At 48.5% G+C, this 3,477-nt stretch carries 4 protein-coding genes; all 4 read left to right on the forward strand.

Annotated features, from left to right (window positions below):
- Positions 1 to 134: 134 nt before the first annotated feature.
- Genes AC06L3_RS06830 through AC06L3_RS06845 form a run of 4 tightly spaced genes read left to right on the forward strand, consistent with a single transcriptional unit; the run spans position 135 to position 3,360 of the window.
- The gene (locus AC06L3_RS06830; RefSeq protein WP_475669873.1) at positions 135 to 1,442 is read left to right on the forward strand and encodes a uracil-xanthine permease family protein; all 1,308 of its coding nucleotides are present in this window, start codon (positions 135 to 137) and stop codon (positions 1,440 to 1,442) included.
- Entirely contained in the window at positions 1,438 to 2,436 is a 999-nt protein-coding gene (locus AC06L3_RS06835; RefSeq protein WP_475669876.1) for a glutaminase, read from the forward strand. The genes AC06L3_RS06830 and AC06L3_RS06835 overlap by 5 nt, the downstream gene beginning before the upstream one ends.
- Before the next feature lies 1 nt (position 2,437).
- Positions 2,438 to 3,067 carry a copper homeostasis protein CutC gene (locus AC06L3_RS06840; RefSeq protein WP_475669874.1) on the forward strand — a complete coding sequence of 210 codons (630 nt, stop codon included), beginning with the start codon at positions 2,438 to 2,440 and terminating at the stop codon, positions 3,065 to 3,067.
- Complete coding sequence (locus tag AC06L3_RS06845; RefSeq protein WP_475669875.1) at positions 3,064 to 3,360, forward strand: hypothetical protein; 297 nt, start codon at positions 3,064 to 3,066, stop codon at positions 3,358 to 3,360. The genes AC06L3_RS06840 and AC06L3_RS06845 overlap by 4 nt, the downstream gene beginning before the upstream one ends.
- Positions 3,361 to 3,477: the final 117 nt, after the last annotated feature.

The following is a 3,477-nucleotide window of genomic DNA, read 5'->3' on the forward strand; positions in this document are numbered from 1 at the left end:
TAAAATTGCTAAGATGTCAACCTCGCACTTGCAGCCTTGTGAGTGCTCTCTCTTTTTGTGCCATTGGCTCAAAATGTATTAAAAACAAGTCAAATAACGCCGGAATAACCAGAAACGGCACAATTAATTTTCGTATGAAAGGAAGCACAGAAAACTTATATCAGCTCAACGGGCGTGTACCGTTGCTACGGGCCATCCCCTTTGGCCTGCAGCACATTCTTGCCATGTTTGTTGCAAACATCACACCCATAATAATTCTGTCAAACGCAGCCGGACTTGACAAGGAAACCAGCGCAATGCTACTACAGAATTGCATGATCATTGCAGGAATCGGTACACTTATCCAGCTGTACCCCGTATGGCGCATAGGTGCCAGACTCCCAATTGTAATGGGTATAAGTTTCACATTCCTCTCAGTTGCCATTGCAATAGTTGCCAGGCACGGAATGGGCTCTCTCATTGGTGCCATTATTGTTGGCGGCATAATTGAAGGGTGCTTCGGACTCTTTCACAAATATTGGATAAAGTTCGTACCTAAAGTTGTCTCCGCAACAGTTGTAACGGCAATAGGCCTCACCCTTGTGCCGATAGGCGCCAACGATTTTGCCGGAGGATCGGATGCAACGGATTTCGGCAGCGCAAGGAACTGGATTCTCGGGACTGTATCACTTGTTGTATGCGTAGTGCTGCATGCCAGGGCTAAAGGCACACTTCGCGCACTCTCAATACTTGGAGGACTTGCTGCAGGATACATTCTGGCACTCTGCATAGGTGCGGTGGATTTCTCTTCAGTTCACAACGTGAAAATCATATCAATGCCAAGATTCCTTCCTTTCAAGCCTGAATTCTACATTTCCGATATCCTGGCAATGCTCAGCATATTCTTTGTTTCCGCAACCGAAACAATAGGCGACAGTTCCGCTCTATGCTATAGTGCCCTCAAGCGCGAAATTACCGACAAGGAACTGGGAGGAGCCATTTCATGCGATGGATTCATAAGTTCGGTTGCCGGAATGCTGGGTTGCACGCCAATCACCACATATGCCCAGAACATAGGTCTGATTGCCATTTCAAGGATAGTCAACCGCTTCACAATAGCCGTTGGAGCAACTTTGATGATACTGGGCGGCCTCTTCCCTGTTTTCGGCATTGTACTCAACACAATTCCTAATGCCGTGCTCGGCGGATGCACAATACTCATGTTCGGAAGCATCCTCTACGCCGGCTTTGAAATGATTTCAAAAAGCGGATTCACAAAAAGGAATCTGATAATCACAGGCATACCTCTGTGCATCGGTTTCGGATTCACCCGGATTCCTGCAATATTCAATATTTTCCCCGAAGTATTCAGAATGGTTTTCGCAGAGAACTGCGTTGCCATTGTATTCATACTGGCTGTATTCTTAAATCTGATAGTACCTGAAGATGAGCAAGACAATTAATTATCAGCAGATTCTTGAAAACATATACAATGAAATCCAGCCGCTTGCAAAGGAAGGCAAGCAGGCGGACTACATACCCGCCCTGGCGGAGGTGAATCCGGATCAGTTCGGGATCTGCCTCAGCCTGTGCAACGGCAGAACATTTGAACTGGGACAGAGCTGCGAGCGCTTCACCATCCAAAGTATTTCAAAAGTCTTCTCACTGGCGATAGCCTTGAATCTTGAGGGAGAGAATCTTTGGAGCAGAATGGGCAAGGAACCTTCCGGAACCGCATTCAACTCCCTGGTGCAGTTGGAATATGAGCATGGAATTCCACGCAATCCTTTCATAAACGCAGGTGCTCTTGTGCTTACGGACATTCTGCTGAGCCATCTGGAAAAGCCCGAGGAATTCTTCCTGAATTTCGTACGCACACTGTGTGCGGACGGTTTGGCAAGCGAAGATGCAGAAATTAACAGCGCAAATGGCAAAAAGAACCGCGCAAATACCAGCAACAACAGAACAGGCTATGATTCAATCGTCTATAACAGAAGGATTGCCGAATCCGAGTTCAAGACCTGCTACATGAATGCGGCAATAGCCAATCTGCTCAAGTATCATCACAACCTGAACAACAGCATCAATGATGTGCTTAATCTGTACTGCACGCTCTGTTCCCTTGAGATGAACTGCATTGAACTCTCCGCAGCCTTTCTGAATTTCGCTCATAGTGACCGCCCTTTCAGCCACTACGGAGTTGAACTCACAAAATCCCAGGTAAAACGTCTGAACGCAATAATGCAGACCTGCGGATTCTACGATGAGGCTGGCGAGTTCTCCTTCCTTGTGGGGCTTCCTGGCAAGAGCGGTGTTGGCGGCGGTATTGCTGCAATTTACCCATCGAAGTACTCGATTGCCGTATGGAGTCCGCGCCTTAACAGCCGTGGCAACAGCATCATGGGAATGAAGGCCCTGGAACTTTTCACAACCGAAACCAGCGAATCAATATTCTGATATGGGCGGATTGATACTGGAAAGATGCTGCACGAGTACTGAACAGGCACTTGAGGCTCTGGAAAACGGAGCCTCAAGAGTTGAGCTCTGCCGTGATCTTTCCATTGGCGGAGTAACGCCTGAGCGAAGCCAGATTCTTGCCGCTATAAAGACAGGCATCCCCGTGAATGTTCTCATCAGGCCTCGCAGTGGCAACTTTGTGTATTCAACGGAAGAAATCCAGCAGATGATATCGGACATAGGATTCTGCCGCAGTGCGGGAGCAAACGGAGTAGTCATAGGAATACTTCACCCCGATGGTTCAGTCAATCTCGAAGCCATGCGGCTCCTGATTGCCGCAGCCCAAGGCATGAGCATCACCTTCCACAGAGCCTTTGACCACTGCTCCAATCCGCATCAGGCACTGGAGGATATAATCTCACTAGGCTGCAACAGGCTTCTCACCTCCGGTATGCAGGACACGGCGCCACAAGGTCGGGCTCTGATTGCAGAACTTGTAAAACAGGCCGCAGGCCGAATAATCATAATGCCCGGCTCGGGCGTAACCACTGAAAACATAAACAGTCTGGCCGCAGCCACCGGCGCCCGCGAATTCCACGGCACCCGCCTTGCCGCCTGCAAAAAACAATGAAAGGAATGAATAGCAGCAAGTCAAAGATAATCCTGATACTGGTTGCACTGGCAACTTTGTTTACAGCACTATCGGGGTGCAGGAGTGAAAAGGAAAGGGAGTCTGATTATGTGCAGTTCCTGTACGGGTCAATGCCTCTTCCTGACAGTCTGGTGTATCCTCGCGAGTACTGGGAGCAGAATGTTGCCAAAACGCTCGAGGTCAGGGAAAGGATGAAATGGGACATTCCCGAGAGGGAGTTCAGGCATTTCGTACTGCCGGTAAGGGTGAACAATGAAACCCTCATGACATAATTTGTAGTCGCCAAAGTTCATGAAAAGGGTTGACGCCCGTCTATATTATATACACCAATATACATTAGACTATGGCAGACATCCAGTTCACACAGGTCGTATCGCGCGGTTGCGGTA

Source organism: Candidatus Egerieousia sp., from assembly GCF_056211015.1.